Annotated in this window: 21 protein-coding genes; 7 read left to right on the top strand and 14 right to left on the bottom strand. The window is 58.4% G+C overall.

The genetic code is table 11. The annotated features are described in order from the left end of the window. Positions 1-93: 93 nt before the first annotated feature. Together FJD38_RS20415 and FJD38_RS20410 are read right to left on the bottom strand one after the other, a co-directional pair. Complete coding sequence (locus FJD38_RS20415; RefSeq protein WP_146387170.1) at positions 94-2,532, bottom strand: efflux RND transporter permease subunit; 2,439 nt, start codon at positions 2,530-2,532, stop codon at positions 94-96. A 375-nt stretch (positions 2,533-2,907) separates the two neighbouring features. Continuing rightward, complete coding sequence (locus tag FJD38_RS20410) at positions 2,908-3,378, bottom strand: hypothetical protein (RefSeq protein ID WP_199750909.1); 471 nt, start codon at positions 3,376-3,378, stop codon at positions 2,908-2,910. A 464-nt stretch (positions 3,379-3,842) separates the two neighbouring features. On the opposite strand from FJD38_RS20410, the gene FJD38_RS20405 reads away from it, so the two are divergent. Beyond that, the gene (locus FJD38_RS20405) at positions 3,843-4,073 is read left to right on the top strand and encodes a hypothetical protein (RefSeq protein ID WP_122783639.1); all 231 of its coding nucleotides are present in this window, start codon (positions 3,843-3,845) and stop codon (positions 4,071-4,073) included. Positions 4,074-4,091: 18 nt separating this feature from the next. Here the strand turns inward: FJD38_RS20405 and FJD38_RS20400 are convergent, their stop codons facing one another. The 3 genes from FJD38_RS20400 to FJD38_RS20390 form a co-directional block, all read right to left on the bottom strand. Further along, positions 4,092-4,310, bottom strand: a complete 219-nt coding sequence (locus FJD38_RS20400) for a hypothetical protein (RefSeq protein ID WP_122783640.1) — start codon at positions 4,308-4,310, stop codon at positions 4,092-4,094. 120 nt (positions 4,311-4,430) lie between these two features. Beyond that, a complete protein-coding gene (locus FJD38_RS20395) occupies positions 4,431-5,780 on the bottom strand; it encodes a DUF2235 domain-containing protein (protein ID WP_146387168.1) in 1,350 nt (449 codons plus the stop codon). Positions 5,781-6,031: 251 nt separating this feature from the next. Beyond that, a complete protein-coding gene (locus FJD38_RS20390; RefSeq protein WP_122783642.1) occupies positions 6,032-6,436 on the bottom strand; it encodes a TraR/DksA family transcriptional regulator in 405 nt (134 codons plus the stop codon). A gap of 882 nt (positions 6,437-7,318) precedes the next feature. Between FJD38_RS20390 and FJD38_RS20385 the strand changes: the two genes are divergently transcribed. Both FJD38_RS20385 and FJD38_RS20380 read left to right on the top strand, forming a co-directional pair. Continuing rightward, positions 7,319-7,597, top strand: coding sequence for a type VI secretion system contractile sheath small subunit (locus FJD38_RS20385; RefSeq protein WP_122783643.1), 279 nt, complete (start codon positions 7,319-7,321; stop codon positions 7,595-7,597). 217 nt (positions 7,598-7,814) lie between these two features. Then, a complete protein-coding gene (locus FJD38_RS20380) occupies positions 7,815-8,528 on the top strand; it encodes an HPP family protein (RefSeq protein WP_146387166.1) in 714 nt (237 codons plus the stop codon). 28 nt (positions 8,529-8,556) lie between these two features. Here FJD38_RS20380 and FJD38_RS20375 read toward each other — a convergent pair whose 3' ends face one another. From FJD38_RS20375 to FJD38_RS20335, 9 genes are all read right to left on the bottom strand, one after another. Then, on the bottom strand, positions 8,557-9,912 hold the full coding sequence (locus FJD38_RS20375) for an MATE family efflux transporter (protein WP_122783645.1): 1,356 nt from the start codon (positions 9,910-9,912) through the stop codon (positions 8,557-8,559). 94 nt (positions 9,913-10,006) lie between these two features. Then, a complete protein-coding gene (locus tag FJD38_RS20370; RefSeq protein ID WP_122783667.1) occupies positions 10,007-11,215 on the bottom strand; it encodes an acetyl-CoA C-acyltransferase in 1,209 nt (402 codons plus the stop codon). Between the two features lie 9 nt (positions 11,216-11,224). Next, entirely contained in the window at positions 11,225-11,695 is a 471-nt protein-coding gene (locus FJD38_RS20365; protein ID WP_122783646.1) for a MaoC family dehydratase, read from the bottom strand. Between the two features lie 9 nt (positions 11,696-11,704). After that, a complete protein-coding gene (locus FJD38_RS20360; protein WP_122783647.1) occupies positions 11,705-12,490 on the bottom strand; it encodes an SDR family oxidoreductase in 786 nt (261 codons plus the stop codon). 142 nt (positions 12,491-12,632) lie between these two features. Then, entirely contained in the window at positions 12,633-13,511 is an 879-nt protein-coding gene (locus tag FJD38_RS20355; RefSeq protein ID WP_146387164.1) for an SDR family oxidoreductase, read from the bottom strand. 10 nt (positions 13,512-13,521) lie between these two features. Continuing rightward, positions 13,522-14,673, bottom strand: a complete 1,152-nt coding sequence (locus tag FJD38_RS20350) for an acetyl-CoA C-acetyltransferase (protein ID WP_122783649.1) — start codon at positions 14,671-14,673, stop codon at positions 13,522-13,524. 2 nt (positions 14,674-14,675) lie between these two features. After that, the gene (locus FJD38_RS20345) at positions 14,676-15,734 is read right to left on the bottom strand and encodes an acyl-CoA dehydrogenase family protein (protein ID WP_146387163.1); all 1,059 of its coding nucleotides are present in this window, start codon (positions 15,732-15,734) and stop codon (positions 14,676-14,678) included. An 8-nt stretch (positions 15,735-15,742) separates the two neighbouring features. Further along, positions 15,743-16,897, bottom strand: a complete 1,155-nt coding sequence (locus FJD38_RS20340; protein WP_122783651.1) for an acyl-CoA dehydrogenase family protein — start codon at positions 16,895-16,897, stop codon at positions 15,743-15,745. A gap of 9 nt (positions 16,898-16,906) precedes the next feature. After that, positions 16,907-17,671 (bottom strand): enoyl-CoA hydratase family protein, encoded by a 765-nt coding sequence (locus FJD38_RS20335; protein WP_122783652.1) that lies wholly within the window; start codon positions 17,669-17,671, stop codon positions 16,907-16,909. A 255-nt stretch (positions 17,672-17,926) separates the two neighbouring features. Between FJD38_RS20335 and FJD38_RS20330 the strand changes: the two genes are divergently transcribed. The 4 genes from FJD38_RS20330 to glgA all read left to right on the top strand — a co-directional run bounded on the left by FJD38_RS20330 (position 17,927) and on the right by glgA (position 22,929). Continuing rightward, entirely contained in the window at positions 17,927-19,099 is a 1,173-nt protein-coding gene (locus FJD38_RS20330; RefSeq protein ID WP_122783653.1) for an acyl-CoA dehydrogenase family protein, read from the top strand. Beyond that, positions 19,096-20,280 (top strand): acyl-CoA dehydrogenase family protein, encoded by a 1,185-nt coding sequence (locus tag FJD38_RS20325; protein WP_146387161.1) that lies wholly within the window; start codon positions 19,096-19,098, stop codon positions 20,278-20,280. Before FJD38_RS20330 ends, FJD38_RS20325 begins: the two co-directional genes overlap by 4 nt. 224 nt (positions 20,281-20,504) lie before the next feature. Then, on the top strand, positions 20,505-20,951 hold the full coding sequence (locus FJD38_RS20320) for a DUF411 domain-containing protein (RefSeq protein ID WP_122783655.1): 447 nt from the start codon (positions 20,505-20,507) through the stop codon (positions 20,949-20,951). Between the two features lie 409 nt (positions 20,952-21,360). Next, positions 21,361-22,929: a glycogen synthase GlgA gene (glgA, locus tag FJD38_RS20315; RefSeq protein ID WP_146387159.1), complete on the top strand. Its 1,569-nt coding sequence runs from the start codon at positions 21,361-21,363 to the stop codon at positions 22,927-22,929. The last annotated feature ends 19 nt before the right edge of the window (positions 22,930-22,948 follow it).

Genomic DNA, 22,948 nt, shown 5'->3' with positions numbered 1-22,948 from the left:
GGGGTCTCCTTGTTGTTTTTGTCGGTAAAGCAAAACCCCGTAGCAGCTGCCGAAGGCTGCGTTGGAGCGCGAAGCGGTCCTGATACGAACCACTCAATCTGTCGATATGGATGCGTTAAGCGCTTCACGGTCGCTGCGCGTCCGAACGCCGCCTGCATCAGCTGCTACGGGTGATTTGTCTACCACCAGCGGCTTGCCCAGGTTGAACCAGGCGGCCAACGCCGGTAGCAGGAAGATCGCGCCCAGGACGTTAACCATGAACATAAAGGCCAGCAGTACGCCCATGTCGGCCTGAAATTTGAGCGGGGCAAACACCCAGGTGCACACCCCCAGCGACATCGTCAAAGCGGTGAACACAGCCGCCGTGCCGCGTTGGCACATGGCCCGGTAGAAGGCTTCGCGCAGGTTCTGGCCCTCGGCCATTTCATGCTCGATGCGCTCATAGAGGTAGATGCCGTAGTCCACACCCACGCCGACCCCCAAGGCCATGACCGGCAAGGTGGCGACTTTGAGGCCGATGCCCAGCAGCGCCATCAAGGCATTGCACAGCACCGCGACAATCGCCAGCGGCACCAGAATGCACAGCACGGCGCGTACTGAGCGGAAGGTCAGCAGGCAGAACAGCGCCACCGAGATAAACAAAGCGGCCAGCATCACCACTTCGGCTTGCTTGACGGCCTCGTTGGACGCGGCCATCACCCCGATATTGCCGCCTGCCAGCTTGAAACTCACACCCGGCACCTGAATGCCGCCAATGATGCGTTTGGCTTCGCTAAGCACGTGGGCAACCGTGGCGCCTTCGTGGTCGGTCAAAAACACCAGAATCTGCATCTGCTGGCAGCCGTCGGTGACCAGCCCGGAATCCGGCGAATAGGCGTAGGCACCCTGCTGCAAGCCTTGGGATGAGCCCGGGATGGCAGCCCAGCGCGGGTTGCCCTCATTGTTGCCGGCAATCACCTCTTTACTCATGCCTGCCACGCTTTGCACCGACTGCACGCCGGGCACTTCGCGCATGTTGAAATCGAAGGCTTCCACCGCGCGCATCACGGCAGGGTCCAGGCACGCCTCGCTGCGATCACTGATGGTGAGGAACACCGACAACACATCCAGACCGATGGAGTAGCTGCTGATAATCGCGTGATTGTCCTGGTTGTAGCGTGAATCTGCGCGCAACTCGGGGGCACCGGCGCCGATGTCGCCGGTGGCCAGGTCCCGGGCTTTGTAAGCCCCCGCGGCCAGCAGCAACAGGCTGATGGCAAACACCCACAGGGCCGGGCCGGGAGTAGCCAAGGCCGATAAACGCCACCACAGCGGGTGACGCTGCTCGTTGAGCCGTGCGCGGGCAGTCATCAGGCGAGGCTCAAGGCGCAAGTGCGCGATGATCAGCGGCAGCATGATTTTATTGGTGATGATCATCAGCATCACACCGATGCAGGCGGTGATGCCTAACTCATGGACGATAGGAATGTCGATCAGCATGATCACCCCGAACCCCAGCGCGTTCATCAGCAGCGCCAATGCACCGGGGATGAATATCGTGCTGAATGCCGCCTTGGCGGCCGTCACCGAGTCACTGCCCGCGAGCACTTGCTGCTTCCAGGCATTGGTCATTTGCACGGCATGGGACACGCCAATCGAGAAAATCAGAAACGGCACCAGAATCGACATCGGGTCGATCCCCAAGCCCAGCAAAGGCAGCAGGCCGAGCAGCCATATGACCGGCAGCAAGGCCACCAGCAAGGCCACCACCGTCAAGCGTAACGAGCGGGAGTACAGCCACAGCAACACGCCGGTAATCACAAAGGCGATGGCAAAAAAGCCCATCACGGTGTTCAACCCTTCGACCACATCCCCGACCAGCTTGGCAAAACCGACAATATTGATGTCAATGTCCGCGCTGCTGTATTTACCCCGAATATCCTCAAGGCGCTGGGCAATTTGCACATAGTCCACCGGCTGACCGGTCTTGGGGTCAACGTCTTGTAGGTCGGCCGTCACCATCGCCGATTTCAGGTCATTGGCCAGCAGGCGGCCGATTTGCCCGGAGCGGGCGGCGTTGCTGCGCACTTGCTGCAAGTCCTCGGGCGTCGCTGCATATTGCGGTGGCACCACCAGATCGCCGACATAGCCGTCTTCGGTAATTTCGATATAGCGCACGTTGGGGGTAAACAGCGACGTCACACTGGGACGGCTGACACCCGAGATATAGAACACGTCGTCCGTGACCTGTTGCAGGGTTTGCAAGAACTCGGGGTTGTAGATATCGCCCTCGCCCTTCCAGTGCACACTGACCAGCAAGCGATTGGCGCCGGTAAAAATCCGGCTGAAATCCAGAAAATTGAGCATGTAGGCATGACGCACCGGGATCTGCTTGTTGAAGCCGGGGTCGAGCCGTACTTGGGTGGCGCTATAGCCCAGCGCCAGGGTGATGAGCAAAAACAATCCGAGCAGGGGCTTGCGATGGGCGAGCAGTCGTTCGGCACACAGATTGACCAGACGCTGCGTAGCGGTGAGTTCAGGCGCAGTTTTCATCGCAGCCTCGCACAGCAAATGACAAGACGATGGCGCCCATGCTCACGATCCCTCGCAGATTTTTATTGTTTTTGGTTTGCGGCTTGATCAACCACTCCGCGCTGATTGGGAGTGATCATCAGGTGCAGCTGTGCCTGGAACATCGTCCATAAGGCTTAGGCTGTTTGAAGGGGAAAAACACGGACCTCGTAGCCGCTGACGAGGAACCAAGGCTGCGATCGAGCGAGAAGCGCTCGCAAGACGGGACAACTCGGTGTATCCGATACCCGCCACCCGGCCATCGCGGCAGGGCTGAGGTCTTGGCTGTAAGGCTTTTACGACGGCTGCGCCGCCAATCGCAGCCGTCGTCCCTCGTCAGCGACTAGGCGCGCAGGGTCATTCTTTGCTGGGTTTGAACTTGAGCACACCTTTGGGCCAGGTAGCAGCCTTCTTGGTAATCGCCTTCAAGGTTTTGGTCAAACCGCCTTCAAGCTGCTGGTTGGCCGCAAACACCAGCATGACCGTCTGACCTTCCTTGAAGACAACGCCTTCACCCTCAGGCGAAGTGACATAGGCATAGTCACCAATGCCATAAACGGTCATTTTGATTTCGCGAAACTTGATGTCGAACTTGCCGCCTTCACGGCTGGGCAAAACAGCGGCGCTGAAATGATCACCGACTTTAAGCTTGAGACCGGGTTTGTCATCCACGACCAGCGCTGTTTCAGTATCGATCTCGGCGATGTAAATACCTTCCGCCGTTTGCTCGGTGACATAGACAAAACGGGAGTGGAACAGCTTTACCAGCCGAGCCCGCAAGTCACCCAAAACGAATAACGCATGCATCTCCAAATTGCTGACTGCCAACGAAAAACCCTCGAAACCTGAAGTGGAACTGCCTGAACAAAAAGGCAGCAAAAAAAGGCATCAGCCACGTAATGAAAAAATCCGAGTACAGCAATGACTCCGGACTGCTGGAGTCGGGAGACAAGAAACATCAAGACTAAAGGATCCGTACCCTGATTACCTTGGCGAACTATGCGCCTGAAGCTGAAGGAATTCAGCCTGAACCTGTACGAATACAACGGATAAAAAAATCAGTCGGGACGGCATTCTACCGGCCATGCTCGGAGTTGGGTATAAACATCCTCACAGCTGTCGAGGATTTCTAACTTTTTTGGCGTATTAACGCCTCAAATGGTGAGGCTTACGTCACACCGGTCAGTTAACTGCGCCACAGATCATCAACTACTGCCATACTCGCCAAAAAATCGACTTGGCCCATGAAGCCGGGTTCGCCGGGCTCCATTACCTATAAGGGAACGTGACACGTGACGGAATTTGATATTGGCGAGTTTTTCATCCACGGAGACGTCAGAGAAGTCGAAGGTGAGTTTCAGGCCGTGATCGTGATGCGGGCCAAACCTCCGCTCTCCACGGTCACTTACCACCAGGTCGAGAAGGATCGCTGGTTCAAGACCGCCGATGGCGCCAAAGCAGCAGGCCTTGAATCCGCCCTGGCGTTGAAAAGCGCAGTCGATGCAGGTGCCCTCAACGCTTGACCCCTGTGATGAGCTGGCTCAGGCGTGCCGGGCATTACCCGCATAGGCCCTGTGCTGGCTCCCCAGCTGCGCAAGCCATGCTGCGCGGCACTCTTCAGCTTCAAGGCGGGTAGAAAAAGCCGTGCCGCGCTGCTCACCATTGACCAAAACTACCCAGCAGGCTTTTTTACCCGCCTCGCGCAAGGTCTTGGGAACACCGCTGCCAATCATGACCGCTACATCAACCTGATAAGGCATGATGAATTCTCCAGCAATTAGTTAGTCACCTAACGATGTTGGCCATTCTAGTGACTAACACTTCCCGGAAAAAGCTATCTGTGGCATAGCTCAATTGCATCAGCGGTAACAATCCCTGCCTCAGACCCATCCATTTTGCGGTATTGGCTGATCGAACACCGAGCGCCCGCCCTCACTTGGCCTATTGAAAAAAGCCTGATCCATCACCCCCGTCCCCATGCCCACGCCCGCATTCCAGTTGGCCGAGCAATGAATGTAGCGTTGGCGCAACAGACGCTCCTGATCAGCGCTGAGTTCAATAACGCCCGTACGCAGCTGAGCCTCAAGGCTGACGGCGATTGCTGACAGTTCGTCGGGTATATCAGCCTCGGCGACGGTCAATGCGCGCAACGGCACCCCCTGATCGCAAGCCAACCCGTGCATGATCCGCAGGTACACCCGCGACAAATGACCCAATACCCGGCGCTGCATGAAGACTGCCGCCTGCACACGCTGCATCGGGTCTTGGCGAGAGCCGGTGCGGTGTGACTCGCTGCGTATCTCCAGCAGCCGACTCGGGTCCTGGGGGTCCAGCAAGTCTTGACGCTGCCAGTCAGCCAGGTCGGTCTCGGCAACCGCCCACGCACGGGTCATGGTGAGTGGCGTCGAAGGGCTGACCAGATTGGTGTGCCAACGGGTCAGATACACCTGCTCCGCCATCTCCATCGGGTAACCGCCGCCCACATCGGCGTGCACACCCGGCAGGGCTATATCCAGCGGCCACTGTGGCGCAATTCGGCTCAGTGCGAAATTTCTCCGTTGTTCGTCTCTGGCACAGAGCTGCACCACCTGATGCGCGCACTCAGGGCCCAGATACAGGTTAAGCCCCGGATTGATGTCGTCGCCAATATCGCCCAAATCGGCCAGCCCCCCCATGGCAGCGACGGTATCGAACAGCCCGACAAAACAGACCTGGCACGTAAAGTCGTCCGCCAGCGCAAAGTGCTCTGCGAAATCAGTCGCGTTGATTTCATTAATGAAATGTCGGGCCGCTGCTGCACCTCGACTGAAACCAAAAATATCCAGTTGCAAGCGACTCAGGGCGTGAGGCGCCAGCGCCTGCACGAACGTTGTCAGGCACTGATTCAGTTGTGCCTGAGCCTCCTGCGCCTTGCCCAGCACACCCGTGCTGCCGCGCCCATAGGTCTGCGCCGGAAAGCGTGTATCCGCCTTGCCGGTGGTGGTGCCAATGCCGCTGACATACAGCGAAGTGACGGCCTTGCCCGTGGTATCAAAGGATGATTGCACCGGGTAACACTGATGCAACCGGGCAATATTAGTGGCAATGCCCTCATAGCTGCTGCCCTCGTCAACCCTCAGGCCCTGCGCTTTAAGCGCTTGGCCCAGTTGACTGTTGAAGGTGTTATTCGCCGTCCCGTCAAAAAAGATACCGACACGCAACACACATCCCGTGTTGCTGGAATTGCCCATGAATGCTGCCCTCTTCTTATTCAGTTGCACGCACAAATGCGCGGCCAAATATAAGGGTGCTCAGCACCAGCGACCAGTTCAAGACCCTAAGATTGTATGTGCACGGATTACTGCGAGGGGGTGCTGAACAACAGTACGAATGACTGTCGCGTGGGGCAAAAACCGAAACCACTCGGGTTACGAGAACGTCAGAGGTGTTCTCATTCAGTTTGCGCGCTGCGCAAAACCATTGAGAACACCTCCGCTGGCGCTTAGGCCTGACGCTGGTGCTTGTCGATTTGCTCGTGACGCTCTTGAGCTTCGATGCAGTACTTGGTGGTCGGGCTGATCAGCAGGCGCTTAAGGCCAATGGCTTCGCCGCTGTCATCGCACCAGCCGAAGCTGTCTTCTTTAATGCGCTCCAGCGCTTGCTCCAACTGAGGCAGCATACGTTGATCACGATCGATAGAGTTCACCAGCCAGGTGCGCTCTTCTTCTACCGAAGCAGCGTCCGCAGGGTCGGCCGGGGTATCCAGGCTTTCAATCGCGATACGGTTCTGCTCGATACGCTCGTGGGTTTCAACCTTCATGTTTTGCAACAGCTCGCTGAAAAAAGCATGTTGCTCGGCATTCATGTAGTCATCCGCCGGCATGGCCAGCAACTTATCCTTTGTCATTGATTTCTCTATAAAAAATACGTGCATTAAGGCGAACTGGGGAGCGTTCTGACCGATATTCGCCCCAACCCGTCAGGTGCCATCTGTTTCAAGCGCCACCCGGCACTCAATTTACGAGGGGCGGCAGTCTAAGGCCGAGTTATCGACTCAGCAACTGAAATGACATCTATTTGTCCAGCAAAACCTTAAAAGCGATAAAAAAGGGCTCCGCCGGCGCTAATGGAGTGCGATCGCAGCAAGAAATTCCCTCCATGAACGTATTCATCCCTTGGAGCCCCTCGGATTCTGCTGAAACGGATACCCATCTGCCATCTTTCATTTTTCCAGGCCCTGCAGCCGAAATGGCCTGTTCCAGTCAATGACACCCCTCTATAAGTAGGCATTGGCGACAGGAGCCCATTGACCGTGAGCCATTACACCTGCGAAAAAATACTTCACTTTATTACCTGAGCGTACTTGGGCGTAAAAAATTACATCCCTTGAAGTACCGAATTCGCCTTAGCCGGTGTACGAATTAAGCCCTTCAAAACTCCTCCTTTTCACGCTGAATAATCCCACGAACATCTCCGTAAATCTTATTGATAGTTACGCATTGACTGACAAGACTGAGGTGGCCGGGCCCTTTACAATCGTTTGCACAAATCCCAGATCCCAAACCAAGTAAATGCCCGATATGTCACTGTTTGTATCGCGATGAACGGCATTCACGAGCTCTGCCCCCATACAGTTGAGAGTCCAGATCTGAACCACCCCCTCAGATAGCCCAAATACCGATCAGCCCATGGATATTTTGCCAACAAAGCACTGACTGTTTGGTTGACACTTTTCCCCTGGCCACTGCCCGGTATTGTCCAAATAGCCTTACTTAGGGAGCACGACACGATGAGTTATTCTTTGTTTGCCCAGACTAAGCCTGCACTTGAACCCGACGTGTGTGGCGCAGCCCCGACGCCAGACTGCCCCGATCCGATAGACGCCCCGGAACTGAGCAGACTGGTCAAGCTGCGCGATGCATTGTTGATGCTCAAGGTCCCCTTGGCCAATAACGAAAGCTTGCGCGACGTTATCGAGGGACGACTGTTAAACAACGAGGTCTATGAGCGCGTGCTGGGCAAATTGGCGTCTGAGAACCCCAATCACGTGTCGGCAACGCCTCCCTAGTTTCAGGTGCATCACATCATCGTGAACGGATGAAAGGCGGCTTAAGCTCAAAAATAATGCAGTTAAAGCTCATTATTATGAATTTGCAGATTGGCTGGGCAGTGGGCAGACTTCACGCGTTCCTCCCCCACATGAAGGGACATTTCAAGGGCTTGCCGGGACACCCGCCAAGCCCTTTTTTCATCTTTACGCCCATCAAAACCGGATTCTCATCACCATGCAAACCCGCTGGATCAGCCGGCTGTTGCCTGCTTCTACCCATACCCGACCTACCGAATGGAGCCGCGCTGCCATCGGCGTATCCATGGGAACCCTGATGAGTGTCTGGGTCTGTAGCCTTTTTTTCGGCCTGCCGGTCGCTATGCACTTGATCGGCCCATTGGGGGCATCCGCAATATTGTTGTTTGCCGTCTCTTCAGGCGCGCTGGCGCAGCCCTGGTCAATTCTGGGCGGCTATTTCTGTGCCACGCTGGTGTCCTTGGTGGTGGTGCACTTTTTAGGGCGCGACCTGAACAGCGCGTGTCTGGCAGCGGGCGTGAGCCTGATAGCCATGTGCCTGTTGCGGTGTCTGCACCCGCCTGCCGGGGCGCTGAGCCTGCTGATCGTGCTGGCGGACCCGGCCAGTGCCAGCCTGGGCTGGGCCGTACTGGAACCGGTGATGCTGGCGGCTGCGTGCATGCTGGTAGCGGCAATGGCCTATAACAACCTGACACGGGTGCGCTACCCGAAAAAATCTGAAACCGCCGCCCCCGCGGCTCAGGCCGCTGCCGGAGATCCGGGGATCACTGCACAGGACTTGCAAAAAGCCCTGGAGCAAATGGAGGCCTTTATCGATGTAACCCCTGAAGACCTTGAAGCCTTGATCAAAGCCAGCGAACAGAACGCTCGTCGGCGGAGTGTCACAGAGGTCTTCACTCAAGGCCCAAGCTGATAAAAACGGCCTCTGCATCAGGGGCCGGTTAAATCAGGCGCTGAATCTGCTTGTGCCTCCACACCAGCCGGTAATACAGGGTTTGCAGAATCAGCATGGCGATATAGGTCACAGGGAACGCCATCCACACCCCTTGAAGGCCAAAATGGGCATCCAGCGCGTAGGCCACAGGTAATTCGATGCACAGCACACAAAACAGTGTGATACCCATAGGCACCACTACCACGCCACTGGCTCGCATGATCCCACCGATGACGGCTTGAAAGCCAAACACCAGAATGCTCCAGAGCATGATGTGCAAAAGGTGTTCTGCCCTGATCAGCGCATCTACGTCGGTGATGAACAGCCCCAGCAGCCAGTTGGACAACCCATAACCCAACAGCACCAGCGCACCGGTCAGGCAAAGATTGATCAGCAGACCGGTGCGCAGGATCGGGCCGATACGCTCCACGTGCCCTGCCCCGATCGCTTGTGCCCCCAGAATCGACGCCGTGATGGCAATCGACAACGCCGGGAACTGCACATAATTGACGATCTGCGTGACCGCACCGTAGGCCGCCGTGGCGGATGAGCCATGGCTGTTGACCAATGCCAGAATCACCAGCTCGGAAAGCGACAGCACCACCATCTGCACCCCGGTCGGCAAGCCGATGCGCAAGACTTTGCTCAAAATGGTCCAGTCCAGACGCAACGCCGCAAAGAGTTCCCGATCCGGCGCCATCGCACTGCGTTTATGGCGCAGACGCAGCACCAGAAAACCCATCGCCAGGGCATTGCCCACTAGCCCGGCCAATGCCGCGCTTTGGATGCCCATGGGCGCGATGCCCAACCAGCCGAGAATCAACGCCGGGGTCAGTAACAGGCCTACTGCCGTCGACACGATCAACGCCAGCAAGGGCGAAATCGTGTCACTGATGCCCCTCAACAGTTGCGTGAACAGAATAAACACCAGCAAGAGCGGCATGATCAGCATCATCACCCGCGCATAGGCCACTGCATCTTCCAGCACGTCTATCGGAGTGCCCAGCCCCTGCAGTGCAGGGCGAGCCAAAAAGCTGCCCAGTACCGCCGCCACCAGCCCGATGATCGCGCCCAAGGTCAACGTGGCCCCGGTGACTTTTTTCACCAGCGACGTTTCCCCCGCCCCCCATGCCTGACCGATCAACACCGACGCACCGGCGCCGAGACCAATCACCAGGGCGATAAAGAAAAACACGATGGGAAACATCCCCGACACAGCCGCCAGTGCCTGAGTGCCGAGCAATTGCCCGACATAAATCCCATTAAGCGTCCCTGAAAAGCTTTGCAGGAAGTTGGACAGCACCATCGGCGCGAGGAAGATCAGGTAGATCTTCCACAGCGGCCGTTGTGAAGGTGTTTGCATAACGGATCGCCCTCAGAAAAAACGCATGGGCCGTTATACCGTAAAAGTTTGAAATAAATCTCTTAAGGGTGCCGCAATGGCCGCGACCACCTCCTCAACTCAGCTCAAACAACCCCGCAGCGCCCATGCCGCCGCCAATGCACATGGCTACCACCACAAACCGCGCGCCCCGGCGCCGTCCTTCCAGCAGGCTGTGGCCGACCATTCGCGCCCCGGACATACCGAACGGGTGGCCAATGGAAATCGCCCCGCCGTTGACGTTCAGGCGGTCATTGGGAATCTGCAAAAAGTCGCGGCAGTACACCACTTGGCAGGCGAACGCTTCGTTGATCTCCCACAGGTCGATGTCCGACACCGTCAGGCCAAAGCGCTTGAGCAATTTGGGGATGGCAAACACCGGCCCAATGCCCATTTCTTCCGGCGCACAACCACTGACCGCGATCCCGCGATAAGTACCCAGCGCTTCGATCCCACGCTGCTTGGCCTCGGCGCGGCTCATCAACAATACGGCGGCGGCGCCATCGGAGAATTGCGAAGCGTTGCCAGCGGTGATGAACTCGCCCTGCTGCACCCATTTGCCGTCTTTCCACACAGGTTTCAACGCGGCCAGGTCTTCAAGGGTGGTCGAGGGGCGATTGCACTCGTCACGGTCGGCCACCACCTCTTCATGGCCACTGGGTTTGCCTTCCTTGTCAAAGCACAGCTTGCGCGCGGCCAAGGGCACAATCTCCTCGGCAAACAACCCGGCGGCCTGTGCGGCAGCCGTACGCTGCTGGCTTTGCAGCGAGTACTGATCCTGCACCTCACGGCTGATGTTGTAGCGTCGAGCCACAATCTCGGCAGTTTCGAGCATCGGGATATACGCCGTAGGCATGCACGCGAGCACCGCTTCGGACTGCGCCCGGTAGGTGTTTTTGTATTTATTTTGAGTCAATGACAGCGACTCGACACCGCCCGCGACCGCAATCGACATTTCGCCGGTCATGATGCCCTTGGCCGCCACACCGATACTCATCAACCCCGAGGCGCACATACGGTCAATGGCCATGCCCGGTACGGTGTTTGGCAAGCCGCCGGTATTGGCGCACAAACGGCCAATGTTGTAGCCCTGGGTGCCTTGTTGCGCCGCAGCGCCCATGATCACGTCCTCGACCGAGCCAGGCTCGATGCCCGCTCGCTCAACCACCGCACGCACCACATGGCCACCGAGCACCGGGGCTTCGGTGTCGTTGAACGAGCCACGGAAGGATTTGGTCAGGGCCGTACGGGCCGTGGAGACGATCACAACGTCATTCAAATTCATGCTCACCACTCACTGTTCAATAGGGTTGAAGGTGTAACGGCTGATGGTGTCCACCACACAGCCGGGGCGCTCGCTGCCTTCGATTTCAACGCTGATGCGCACCACCGCCTGCAAGGCAGCTCCGAGCACCTCGACCTGCACGATCTGGCCATGCCCGCGCACCCGCGAGCCGACTTTGACCACCGCCGGAAAGCGCAAGCGGTCGCTGCCGTAATTGACACCCATGGCCAGATTGTCGAACTGCATCAATTGCGGCATAAACAGATTGGCCAGGGCCAGCGTCAGATAGCCGTGGGCAATGCAGGCACCAAACGGGCCGCTGGCAGCACGCTCAGGGTCGACATGAATCCACTGATGATCGCCCGTGGCTTCGGCGAACAGGTTAATGCGCTCCTGAGTCAGTTCCAGCCAGTCGGTACGGCCCAGATCCTGTCCCTGTGCGGCAAGCAATTGCGCGGCGCTGCTGAAGAGTGTGCTCATGGGTTCACCTCAAGCCTGCTGCGAACTGACCGGCAACACTTCACCGACCATGTAAGAGGCGTAATCGCTGGCCAAAAACACCATGACGTTGGCCACTTCCCAAACTTCGGCCGCGCGCCCAAAGGCTTCGCGGCTGGTCAGTTGTTCGAGCAGCTCGCTGCTGGAGGCTTTTTTCAGAAAGTCATGCAGCGCAATCGACGGCGCGACGGCATTGATCCGCACACCGCTCTCGGCAGCTTCCAGCGCGCTGCAACGGGTCAGTGCCATCACCCCGGCCTTGGCCGCGGCGTAATGGGCCTGTTCTTTTTGCGCCCGCCAGCCCAGTACCGAGGCGTTGTTGACGATAGCTCCGGCGCCACGACGCTCCATGTGCGGCAGCATGGCGCGGGTCATGCGCATGGTGCCGGTGAGGGTGATGTCGAGCACAGAAGACCATTGTTGATCGGTCATTTCGGTGAGACGCACCTGGCCGCCCAGACCTGCGTTGTTGATCAGTACATCGACGCCGCCCAAGGCGTCTTCGGCAGCGGCGACAAGGGCTTGCACGTCGGCTTCAACCGTGACGTTGCACAGTTGACCGAAGACCGCTTGCAGGCCGGTTTCGGCTTTCAAGCGCTCAACCGCTTCTTCGAGACGACGCGGGTGAATATCGGAAATCATCAAGGCGCGACAGCCTTCTTCGGCGCAGCGTTTGGCGGCGGCATAGCCGATACCTGCACCGGCTGCGGCGGTGATCAGGATCGACTTGCCTGCCAAAAGCTGGTGGCCGGGGACGTAGGGAGGTGCTTGTCTCATGGTTGAATTCTCTTATTGTGATGGCAAACAAAAGCCCCTCACCCTAGCCCTCTCCCAAAGGGAGAGGGGACTAAAGGCAAAAGCAGATCCGCTTCTAGCCCCCTCTCCCTCCGGGAGAGGGCTGGGGTGAGGGCAAGGGATCTCAGCTGCCCCAAACCCTTTGCGGCTTCGGCGCTTCAGCTAATATCTGGCTCATGGCCACGCCCACTTCTTCAGGCTGCCACTGCGCGCCCTTGTCACGGGTCACGCCCGTGCGCCAGCCATCGCCCAGCGACAGCCGCCCGCCCTGGCTCTCAATGATTTGCCCAGTCACATCCCGCGACAGGCTGCTGCCCAGCCACACCACCAACGGCGCGACGTTTTCTGGCGCCCAGGCATCAAACCCGCCGTCTTCCGGCTTTTTCACAACGTCCGGCATTGCACTTTCAGTCATCGAGGTGCGCGCCGCCGGGGCCAACGCATTAGCCGTGACGCCATAACGCGCCAGCTCAGCCGCTTGCACCAGCGTCAGCGCGGCAATACCGCCTTTGGCCGCACTGTAATTGGACTGCCCCACCGAACCCTGCAAACCTGCACCCGAACTGGTATTGATAATCCGCGCGTCCACGGGCTGCCCGGCCTTGGCCTGATCGCGCCAGCGCTTGCCCAGAATGTTGGCCAGGCAAAAGTGCCCCTTGAGGTGCACGCGCATCACCGCATCCCAATCGTCTTCGCCCAGACTGATAAACATACGGTCACGCAAGATCCCGGCGTTGTTAACCAACACATGAACTTCACCAAAGGCGGCCAGTGCGGCATCGACAATCAACTGCGCCGTCGCAACCGTGGTGATGTCATCCGCGTTGGCGATCGCTTGCCCGCCGCGCTGGCGAATCTCGCCCACCACGTCTTCGGCCGCTTCACGGCGAATGTCATTGACCACCACATTGGCGCCCTGTTCGGCAAACGCCAGCGCATAGGCGCGGCCCAAACCACCCCCCGCGCCAGTAATAATCACGGTACGTCCTTCACAAATGGCCATCTCGGTACTCCTAAAGACGCTCAATGATGGTTACGTTGGCTTGCCCGCCGCCTTCGCACATGGTCTGCAACCCATAACGGCCGCCACTGCGCTCCAACTGATTGAGCAGGCTGGTCATCAACCGGGCACCACTGGCGCCCAACGGGTGCCCCAGGGCAATGGCTCCGCCATTGGCATTGGTGCGAGCCGGGTCATAATCCAGCTCCTTGGCCCATGCCATCACCACAGACGCAAAGGCTTCGTTAATTTCCACCAGATCGATGTCTTGCATGCGCATACCGGCCTTTTTCAATGCCATGCGCGTGGCTGCAATGGGGGCAGTGAGGTGCCAGATCGGATCGTCGCCCATCACGCACAGGTGATGGATGCGTGCTCTGGGGGTCAGGTTATAGCGCTTGAGCGCCGCCTCGGAGACCACCAGCAAAGCGGCCGAGGCGTCACAGGTCTGACTGGAAACAGCCGCGGTGATGGATGGGAACTCAGCAGACACCGGCTCCAGCTCAGCCATTTTGGCCAGACTGGTCTGACGCGGCGTTTCATCGTCCCATACGCCTTCGCACGGCACGATCTCATTGACGAAACGGCGCCCGGCAATCGCGTCCAGCGCACGGCGATGACTTTCCAGCGCGTAGGCTTCCATCTGCTGGCGAGTGATCTGCCAGTGATCGGCGATGCGCTGCGCTGCGTAAAACTGATTCACCGGCTGGTTGCCAAAACGCGCCTGCCAGCCCTTGCTGCCGGAAAACGGATCACTGAACCCAAGCGGCTGCCCCGCCAACATCGCCGATGAAATCGGAATCTGGGTCATGGTTTGCACACCACCCACCGCAATCACATCCTGAGTACCGCTCATGACGGCTTGCGCGGCAAAGTGCAGCGCCTGCTGCGATGAGCCGCACTGTCGGTCAATGGTGGTGCCCGGTACGTTGAGCGGCAGGCCCGCCGCCAGCCAACTGGTGCGGGCAATGTCCCCGGCCTGCGAACCAATGGTGTCAACGCAACCAAAAATCACGTCGTCGTATTCGTCGGCGGGGATCTGGTTACGCTCCACCAGCGCTTTAAGCACATGGGCGCCCAGGTCAATCGCGTGCACATGGGCCAACCCGCCTTTACGCTTGCCGGTCGGGCTGCGCAAGGCATCAACAATATAGGCTTGGGGCATCATCAATCCTCGAAGGTGTGGCCTGGGCCCAGAGGCGCAGCACCGCTGAGTACGTGGTCTGCCACGCGTCTTTTATGCAGGGCGCGATCGCCCCAGGCATTGTCCAGCGCCCAGGCGCGCTTCATGAACATTTGCAGGTCAACTTCCCAGGTGTAGCCCATGGCACCGTGCACCTGAATACCGTGGCGGGCCGCCAGCCAACTGGCTTCGCAGCACGCCAGACGCGCTTGCGAGACCCAGACGCTGGCGTATTGCTCGCCGTGAGCCAATGCATAGGCCGCGCGATATAGCACCGGCTTGGCAAACTCAATCTGCGTGGCAACATCGGCCAAGTGATGCTTGACCGCTTGAAAACTGCCTATCGGCTTGCCGAACTGTTTGCGCTGCGCGGCGTAGTCCACCGAGAGGTCAAGCATGCGCTGGGCCAGACCGAGCAATTGCCCCGCCACCGAAAGCGCCCCACGGTTCAGGGTTTGCGCCCACAAATGGCGACCACACGGGCCGTCGGCCACCAGCGTTGAAGTAGTCGACTGCCAACTGACACGGGCCAGACGCCGTGAGGCATCCAGGCTGCTGAGGGGATGCACATCGACCTCGCTACGGGGCACCACGTGGACTTCGTCCCCCTGAGCCAGTAGCAGCAAATCCGCGTGAGCCGCATCGGCCACCATCGGGTTCACCGGGTGACCAATGGCAATGCGCAGGCTGCCGTCAGCAATGCCGCTCAGCCACTCGCTGCGTGTGGCGGTGTCCGCTGCCAAACCGGCAATCATCGCGCTGGCCACATACGCAGTGTCGCTGAGTGAATCGGGAATGGCGTAGTAGCCCAGTTCCTGGGTCATCAACGCCCACGCCACATCATCCATACCCAAACCGCCGTAGGCTTCGGGCACTGAAAGCGCAGTCAAACCCTGCGCAGCTATTTTGTTGCGCAAGTCTGGCGAGCGACCGAGATCGGTTTCCCAGATTTCGCGGAGCATTTCGGGTGCAGCTTCAGTCATCAAAAAACGGCTGATGGCTTCGCGAAACGTTTGCTGGTCTTCGGTAAAGGTAAAGTCCATTCCCGGCCTCACTTCGGCAGGCCGAGCATGCGCTCGGCGATGATGTTGCGCTGGATCTCGTTGGTGCCGGCGTAAATAGGCCCTGCCTGAGCAAACAAAAAGCCTTCGAGCCAGTTATACCCACCGTCCAACTGCCCGGTCAGTTCGCCGTGGGCACCGAGAATGCGCATGGCGGTTTCGTGCATGCGCAGGTCAAGTTCCGACCAGATGATTTTATTGATGCTCGACTCGGCACCAATATGCGCACCCCGGTTCAGGCGTCCCACCGTGTGATAGGCGGACAAGGCATACGCCTGGGCGTCCGACCACGCCTTGCACACCGCCTCGCCCAACGTCGGGTCACGGTCGGCACTGACACGATGGCTTTGATACAACTCCACCAACTTGCGGGCGGTGTACTGAAAACGGGCGGGCGAACGCAACAGCAAGCCCCGCTCAAAGCCAGCCGTGGCCATCGCCACGTGCCAGCCCTGCCCTTCATCACCAATACGGTTTTGCAGCGGGATACGCACGTCATCAAAAAACACTTCGGCAAACGCATCTTTGCCGTTCAGCGCCTTGATTGGACGCACCGTTACGCCCGGCGCATTGAGCGGCACCATGACAAACGACAAACCATGATGGCGGCTGGACGCCGGATCGCTGCGGAACAAGCCAAACAGCCAGTCGGCAAAAATCGCCCGGGTCGACCAGGTTTTCTGTCCATTGAGCACATACTCGTCACCCTCACGAGTGGCTTTACTGGTGATGGCGGCCATGTCCGAACCGGCGTTCGGCTCAGACCAGCCTTGAGCCCACATATCAGCACTGGCAGCCATGCGCGGCAGAAAGCGCTTTTTTTGCTCCTCAGTGCCGAACTCCATCAAGGTCGTGCCGAGCAGCAACTGACCGTTCTGGTTAACCCGCATGGGGGCACCGGCACCGTAATATTCTTCCTCGAAAATCAACCACTCAATCAGATCGCAGCCACGCCCACCCAGCTCGGTGGGCCACATGACCATCGACAGGCGGTTCTCAAAGAGCTTGGCTTCCCACTGACGGTGCTGCTCAAAGCCTTCGCGGGTGTCGTAACTGGCTAATGGGCTTTTGGGCAAATTGGCTGCCAGCCATTGACGCACCTCGTGTCGAAAGGCCTTTTGTTTCGGCGAGTAAGTCAGGTCCATGTCAGCTCCTTAGAACGCAGCGTCGCGTTTCTCAACAAAAGCGCGGCGGGTTTCAGCGGAGTCCGCACAGGTGTAGGCCTGTAATGTAAAACCCTGCTCCCAGCGGTATTTGTCTTCCAGGTTGCCGTCTTCGATACCGTTGAGCGCCTCTTTGGCGATGCGGATCATGGCCGGGCTTTTGCTGGCGATTTTGTGGGCGATTTGCAACGCGGTTTCGCGTAATTGCTCACGGGGCACGACGCGCTCGATAAAGCCGTACTGCTGGGCTTCAACGGCACCGATCTTGTCGCCGGTAAAGAACAGATAACGGACTTTTTGCACCGGGAACAGGCGCTGCAAGTGCGCCCCGCCGCCCATTGCGCCGCGGTCTACTTCCGGCAAGGCGAACGTGGCGCAATCGGAGGCCACGACGATGTCGGCTGCCCCGGTAATGCCAATTCCGCCGCCCAGAACAAAGCCGTGGACGGCCACAATCACCGGCACCGGATTGCGATGCACCGCCTTGAAGGTGGCGTAATTACCGGCATTGACCTGCACGATCAGTTCCGGGTTGGCGTCCAGCTCCTTTATATCGACGCCTGCGCAGAAACCCCGGCCTTCAGCCCGGATCACGATGACGCGTACTTGCGGGTTGGCGCCCAAGGCCTCAATCGTTTGCGCCAGGTCAAGCCATTGCTGGCTGTTGAGCGCATTGACGGGGGGCCGATCAATCACCAGCTCAGCGACGCCGGCGTCGATGGCGGTATGAAATGCAGTGTGGGTTGCGCTAGTCACAAGTGCTCCTGAAATGGCCTAAGGCATGGGAGCAGTATGGGAATGCGCAGTGAGTGGATCATCGTCCATTAAGACTAAGCAAAACGTCTGGCCCGCACGTGTCGGCAGGGTCGTGCCTGCCAGTCATGGTCGACGCCCAGCCCGTGTGATCTGACTTTTCACGGCTGAATGGACTAGTCCACCCTAAGGTTTTCAACACCCGGCGCCACTTCTATGCTTGCGCCTTAAACCGTATCCATTGATGAGAGCCACCGTATGGAGTTAGCCCTGACTGACGAGCAACGCATGATTGTGCAGTCTGCCGAACGCTTTTTGGCTCAGGTGGCCGACAGCACGGCGGTGCGCACAGCAATGGCCAGCGAGCGTGGCTATGACGCTGACACATGGGGGCGCATAGCCCGCGAACTGTACTGGCCGGCGCTGGCTATTCCTGAGGCCTATGGCGGGCTTGGGTTGGGCTTTGTCGAAGTCAGCCTGTTACAGGAACAACTGGGCCGTCGCCTGCTGCCCTCGCCTTTCTTCGCAACCTGTTGCCTGGCCACCCCCGCCCTGCTGCTGAGCCAGAATGAGGCGCTCAAGGCGCGCTGGTTGCCGCAGATTGCAGCGGGCGAACTCAGCGCCAGCCTGGCTTATACCAGCTCATCACGCTGGGATGACGGTGGCGTGCAAGTCTACGCACAGAGCCACGGCGGCGGTTACCGCCTCAATGGCCACTACCTTTACGTCATCGACGGCGCCGAGTGTGACCTGTTGATCATTGCCGCACGTACTCCGGGCAGTGTCGGAGAAGCCGGTATACGTCTGTTCGCAGTGTCTGCGGACACGCCCGGCATTAGCCGCCAGCGACAACCGACCCTTGATCAAACCCGCAGCCTGGCGACCGTCACCCTTAAAGACGTTGCCCTGACCGATGAGCATTTACTCAGCGAGCCCGGCCAAGGGTGGCCCCTGTTGCGCAATGTGCTACACATTGCCGCCATCGGACTGGCCGCCGAACAGACAGGCGGCGCTCAACAGTCACTGGACCTGACGCTGGAATACATAAAAGGCCGCGAGCAATTTGGCCGCAGCATTGCCAGTTTTCAGGCCGTCAAACACCGTTGCGCTGACCTGATGCTGGCGGTTGAATGCGCACGCTCAGCCAGTTACTACGCCGCCTGCATTGCCGATGAATGCTTGAAAGTCGATGGCGACCCCATCGCCCGTCGGGAACTGGCCGAAGCGGCCAGCGCAGCCAAAATCCACGCCAGCGAAGGGTTTTATCAGTGTGCCGCGGAGTCGATCCAGTTGCATGGCGGCGTCGGCTTCACCTGGGAATACGACCCGCACCTGTATTTCAAACGTGCCCGCGCCAGTGAACAGCTGTTGGGCAGTCCGGACTTTCACCGCGAGCAACTGGCCAAACTGATTTTTGGAGAATGCGCATGAATACCGGCTTTAGCGCGGCAGATGAACAGTTTCGCCAGCAGGTGGCGGCGTGGATGCAGCAGCACTTGAGTGGCGAATTCGAGGCCCTGCGTTTTCGCGGCGGGCCGGGCGATGAGGACTTCGCGCCAGAACAACGCAAGGCGTGGGAACAGGTCGTGGCCAGTGGTGGCTGGATCGGTGCCGGCTGGAGCACCGAACACGGCGGTCGCGGTTTGAGCATCAACCAGCAAGTGATCTTTTATGAAGAGTACGCCCGCGCTGGTGGCCCCGGTCGCATGGGCCACATCGGTGAGGGGCTGGTCGGCCCGACGATCGCCGCCTTCGGTACCCCTGAACAACAACAGCGTTTTTTGCCGCCGATCCTGGCCGGTCAGCATTTTTGGTGCCAGGGCTACTCCGAACCCGGTGCCGGGTCTGATTTAGCCAATATCAAAACCCGCGCCAGCCTCGATACGGACAGCGGCCAATGGCTGATCAGCGGCCAGAAGGTCTGGACATCGCTGGCCCATGAGTCTGACTGGTGCTTTGTGCTGGCCCGTACTGAAGCCGGTAGCGTGGGCCATCGCGGCTTGTCGTTTTTTCTGGTACCGATGGCTCAACCCGGCATTCGGGTGCAGCCCATCCGCCAGATGACCGGCACCAGCGAATTCAATGAAGTGTTTTTTGATCAGGCCCACACCTCGGCAGACAACTTGATAGGGCAGCCCGGTGACGGCTGGAAAATTGCCATGGCCTTGCTGGGCTTCGAACGCGGCGTCTCAACGCTGGGCCAACAGATGCAGTTCCAAAACGAGCTGGATGAAGTGGTGCGCATTGCCAAGAACAATGGAGCAGCACAAAACCCTATATTGCGCCAACGCATCGCCCGCGCCTGGAGCGGTTTGCGAGTGTTGCGCTATAACTCGTTGCGCATGCTGTCGGGGGTGCAGGACGGTAGCCTGCGTCCCGAAGCGACCATCTACAAACTGGCGTGGTCCAGCTGGCACCTCGAATTGGGCAAGCTGGCGATGGACGTGCTGGGGCCTGAAGCTGAGCTGCTGGAGTCGGGCCCTTACCAACTGACACGCCTGCAAGCCCTGTTTCTGTTCACCCGCGCTGACACTATTTATGGTGGCAGCAGTGAAATACAGCGCAACATTATTGCCGAGCGCGCCTTGGGCATGCCGCGCGAGGCCAGATAGCACGCGGGCAACCTTCAGCAAGGGTGCTGACCCGCGAGGGCTTCAGCACCGCTCTCCAGATAAAGCGCTGACCGTGCCCGGTCAGCGGCCAAAAGCAATACCTCATGTTTCGCCCCCCTTGCTTAACGTAAAAACTGTCCCCACCTGACAGATCTGTCATCTCGCCATCAGTTGCCTGACAGGCCCTGTGGTGCAGAATTTATATTTACGTTAAGAGGTCGCTCATGAAAAACCCATTGCGTCTTGTGGCCCTATCGGCCTTGCTGCTGACTTCAATGGCACAGGCTGCTGAATCACTGACCATCGACGTGCACCGCGATGCCAACTGCGGATGCTGTAAGTCATGGATTTCACATCTGCAAGCCAACGGTTTCAAGGTCAATGACCATGTAGAGGCCGATATGAGCCAATTCAAACAACAGGCCGGAGTAGCGCCACGTCTGGCTTCTTGCCACACCGCAATCATCAACGGCAAGTTCGTTGAAGGCCACGTACCCGCCGAACAAGTGGTGGCTCTGACTAAGCGTCACGACCTCAAGGGCATTGCCGTGCCCGGTATGCCGATGGGCTCCCCGGGGATGGAAATGGGCGATCACAAGGACGCCTATCAAGTCATTGGCTTGCGTAACGATGGCCGCGAAGAAGTCATCGCCGAATACGCCGGTAATTAATCACCGCAGCCTTTAAATGCACCGCAACGGTGCATTTAAAGGCTTTTATACCCGTGAGCGCTACACCCTCCCTCCCCGTCCGTCGTGACTGTTTCTTGCCCATTTACATCGGGCATCTCAATGATTCATATTTTTGTCCTACAAGAATCGAACATCTCTCCTACACTCCAGACTGTCGACCTTCGGCGTTTTATTTTCGTTGTTAAAAAAACGAACCTTCTGTCTCAGAGGCAGGTCAAGTGAATGGGAGGGCACGCTGATTGGTGCAATCCTTGCTACTGCCTGTTCACGTCAGTCGTTCATGCCATCGCTCACAGGCTTAATCCGATGGCGTGTACCACCCAAATGGAAAAGGGTGATTGGTTGCCGGAAGAAAAGTGCTAGCCAACAACTATAAAGGGAGAGAGTCATGATCAGTGCTGCTGCGCCCAATCAAGATGAACGGCTGGAGCTACCTGCCGTCGACCGAATTTCGTTGTCTGAGCTCGCTCCTGCCAGCAAGGTCGTGCTACCGGCAGGGAGCGCCAACCCCAATAAAAAGAAAGTCTTGTTTGTGACCTCTGAAATTGCCGATCTGGTCAAGACTGGAGGCTTGGGCGATGTCTCAGCCGCGCTGCCCAGGGCCATGCGCCACCTGCATGATGTGCGGGTGTTGATTCCTGGCTACCCTCAAGTGCTGCACAGCGATAACCCGATTCATGTCATCGGTGAGCTGGGTGGCCACGCCGCCTTGCCTGCCTGCAAAATCGGGCGCATGGACATGACAGATGGCTTGGTCATCTATGTCCTGATTTGCCCTGAGCTTTATGAGCGCGATGGCAGCCCTTACGGCGCCAACAACGGCCGTGACTGGCCGGACAACCATATCCGCTTTGCCCGTCTGGGTCTGGCAGCAGCGGACATCGCCGCCAATCTCGCGCAGATTCACTGGCAGCCTGATCTGGTACACGCTCACGACTGGCCTGCGGGGCTGACGCCTGCCTATATGCATTGGCGCGGCCAACGTACGCCGACCCTGTTTACGATCCATAACCTTGCCTACCAAGGCGTATTCAGCCGCGCCAGCTGCCCGGAACTGGGCATCCCGCACCATGCCCTGCAACAGGACGGCATGGAGTTCTACGGCAAACTCTCCTACCTCAAGGCGGGCATGGCCTATTCCAGCCACATCACCACCGTGAGCGCCACTTACGCGCAAGAAATCACCACCCCGGAATTCGGCTGCGGGCTGGATGGCTTTCTCTCCAGCAAAACCCAGCAAGGCTTGCTCAGCGGCATTCCCAACGGAATTGATGAAAGTTGGGAAGCTTCCACCGACCCGCATCTGGTCGCGCCCTTTGCCATCGGCGACTGGGAGGGTAAAGCCCGAAATACCGAGCATGTGCGCGAGCTGTTTAACTTAAAGCCGTCCAAAGGGCCATTGTTCGCCGTGGTATCTCGGCTGGTGTATCAGAAAGGTCTGGACCTGACCGAAGCCGTGGCCGGGTTTATCGTGGCGTCGGGTGGGCAGATGTGCATCATCGGCCGAGGCGAACCCGAAGAGGAGCAGGCCATGCGTGAGCTTGCCCTGCGCCATCCTGGGCAAGTGGGGGTGAACATTGGCTTCAATGAAACCGACGCTCGTCGCATCTTCGCCGGCAGCGACTTTTTATTGATGCCTTCTCGTTACGAACCCTGCGGCTTGAGCCAGATGTACGCGCAACGCTTCGGTTCGCTGCCGGTGGCGCGTAACACCGGCGGTCTGGCAGACACCATTGAAGATGGCGTGACCGGTTTTCTGTTTAACGAATCCACTGCTCAAAGCTATGAGAACGCCTTGCGTCGGGCTTTCAAGGTGTTTGCTTTTCCCGATCTGCTCAATGCCATGCGTTGCCGCGCCATGTCTGCACCCTTCAACTGGTGTCAGGCCGTGGAACCGTATGCCGAGCTGTATGAGCAACTGGTGGCCCAATCACTGAGCAGAGTTACTCACACCTGACGTCCTTAAAGAGGCCTTT

This window comes from Pseudomonas saxonica, from assembly GCF_007858365.1.
GTDB classification, from domain to species: Bacteria; Pseudomonadota; Gammaproteobacteria; order Pseudomonadales; family Pseudomonadaceae; genus Aquipseudomonas; species Aquipseudomonas saxonica.
Note: the sequence above shows the minus strand (reverse complement) of the source record. Positions and strands in the feature narration are given on the sequence as shown.

What these genes read in the sequence shown, in the direction of transcription:
- FJD38_RS20415 (WP_146387170.1), bottom strand. Translation starts at nt 2,532, where the DNA reads ATGAAAACTGCGCCTGAACTCACCGCTACGCAGCGTCTGGTCAATCTG.
- FJD38_RS20400 (WP_122783640.1), bottom strand. Translation starts at nt 4,310, where the DNA reads ATGCCTTATCAGGTTGATGTAGCGGTCATGATTGGCAGCGGTGTTCCC.
- FJD38_RS20395 (WP_146387168.1), bottom strand. Translation starts at nt 5,780, where the DNA reads ATGGGCAATTCCAGCAACACGGGATGTGTGTTGCGTGTCGGTATCTTT.
- FJD38_RS20390 (WP_122783642.1), bottom strand. Translation starts at nt 6,436, where the DNA reads ATGACAAAGGATAAGTTGCTGGCCATGCCGGCGGATGACTACATGAAT.
- FJD38_RS20385 (WP_122783643.1), top strand. Translation starts at nt 7,319, where the DNA reads ATGAGTTATTCTTTGTTTGCCCAGACTAAGCCTGCACTTGAACCCGAC.
- FJD38_RS20380 (WP_146387166.1), top strand. Translation starts at nt 7,815, where the DNA reads ATGCAAACCCGCTGGATCAGCCGGCTGTTGCCTGCTTCTACCCATACC.
- FJD38_RS20375 (WP_122783645.1), bottom strand. Translation starts at nt 9,912, where the DNA reads ATGCAAACACCTTCACAACGGCCGCTGTGGAAGATCTACCTGATCTTC.
- FJD38_RS20370 (WP_122783667.1), bottom strand. Translation starts at nt 11,215, where the DNA reads ATGAATTTGAATGACGTTGTGATCGTCTCCACGGCCCGTACGGCCCTG.
- FJD38_RS20365 (WP_122783646.1), bottom strand. Translation starts at nt 11,695, where the DNA reads ATGAGCACACTCTTCAGCAGCGCCGCGCAATTGCTTGCCGCACAGGGA.
- FJD38_RS20360 (WP_122783647.1), bottom strand. Translation starts at nt 12,490, where the DNA reads ATGAGACAAGCACCTCCCTACGTCCCCGGCCACCAGCTTTTGGCAGGC.
- FJD38_RS20355 (WP_146387164.1), bottom strand. Translation starts at nt 13,511, where the DNA reads ATGGCCATTTGTGAAGGACGTACCGTGATTATTACTGGCGCGGGGGGT.
- FJD38_RS20350 (WP_122783649.1), bottom strand. Translation starts at nt 14,673, where the DNA reads ATGCCCCAAGCCTATATTGTTGATGCCTTGCGCAGCCCGACCGGCAAG.
- FJD38_RS20345 (WP_146387163.1), bottom strand. Translation starts at nt 15,734, where the DNA reads ATGGACTTTACCTTTACCGAAGACCAGCAAACGTTTCGCGAAGCCATC.
- FJD38_RS20340 (WP_122783651.1), bottom strand. Translation starts at nt 16,897, where the DNA reads ATGGACCTGACTTACTCGCCGAAACAAAAGGCCTTTCGACACGAGGTG.
- FJD38_RS20330 (WP_122783653.1), top strand. Translation starts at nt 17,927, where the DNA reads ATGGAGTTAGCCCTGACTGACGAGCAACGCATGATTGTGCAGTCTGCC.
- FJD38_RS20325 (WP_146387161.1), top strand. Translation starts at nt 19,096, where the DNA reads ATGAATACCGGCTTTAGCGCGGCAGATGAACAGTTTCGCCAGCAGGTG.
- FJD38_RS20320 (WP_122783655.1), top strand. Translation starts at nt 20,505, where the DNA reads ATGAAAAACCCATTGCGTCTTGTGGCCCTATCGGCCTTGCTGCTGACT.
- glgA (WP_146387159.1), top strand. Translation starts at nt 21,361, where the DNA reads ATGATCAGTGCTGCTGCGCCCAATCAAGATGAACGGCTGGAGCTACCT.